General features: G+C 31.0%; 1 protein-coding gene. It reads left to right on the forward strand.

Features of this window, described 5'->3' with window-relative positions:
• The first annotated feature begins 72 nt into the window (after positions 1-72).
• Positions 73-498, forward strand: a complete 426-nt coding sequence (locus JEM65_RS21040; protein ID WP_199603699.1) for a hypothetical protein — start codon at positions 73-75, stop codon at positions 496-498.
• Positions 499-532: the final 34 nt, after the last annotated feature.

Consider the following 532-nt stretch of genomic DNA (forward strand, 5'->3'; position numbering starts at 1 on the left):
ATATATACGCATGTTGTGTGTAATTTAACGCAACCAAACTCGGATTTGAACATCTAGAAATAAAATAGAATTATGAAAAAACTGATTTATCTTTTCGTTCTGACTTTAGGAATAATTTCTTGCAGTTCAGACGACGTGAAAGAAATAGACAATTCGGATTTGATTGGAAAATGGAACTGGACAGGTACTTCTGGAGGACTAATTTATTTTGAAGAAACAGCAGAAACGTCTGGAAAAACTATTCATCTGACTTTAATGGAAAATTATACTTATTCAATAACAGAAAATGAGAATGAGATATCAAGTGGAAATTACCAGTTAATTAGTAAAAAATCTATTTATTCGGGCGAACTAGAAAGATTTATACAATTTCCTGAAAACCAACAATACACCGGAATTGTAATGGGAGGAATAATAAAAACGTACGAATTAGATAAACTTGATATTTCCGACAATAATTATGACGGAATTGGAAGTGGATTTGTACGAATTGAATAAAAAAACTACACACAATAACTAAGTATTCGGCTCG

This window comes from Gelidibacter salicanalis, assembly GCF_016469035.1.
Classification (GTDB): Bacteria; Bacteroidota; Bacteroidia; order Flavobacteriales; family Flavobacteriaceae; genus Gelidibacter; species Gelidibacter salicanalis_A.

Bases quoted from the DNA above. Each gene is read 5' to 3' on its own strand.
- JEM65_RS21040 (WP_199603699.1), top strand. From the start codon at position 73: ATGAAAAAACTGATTTATCTTTTCGTTCTGACTTTAGGAATAATTTCT.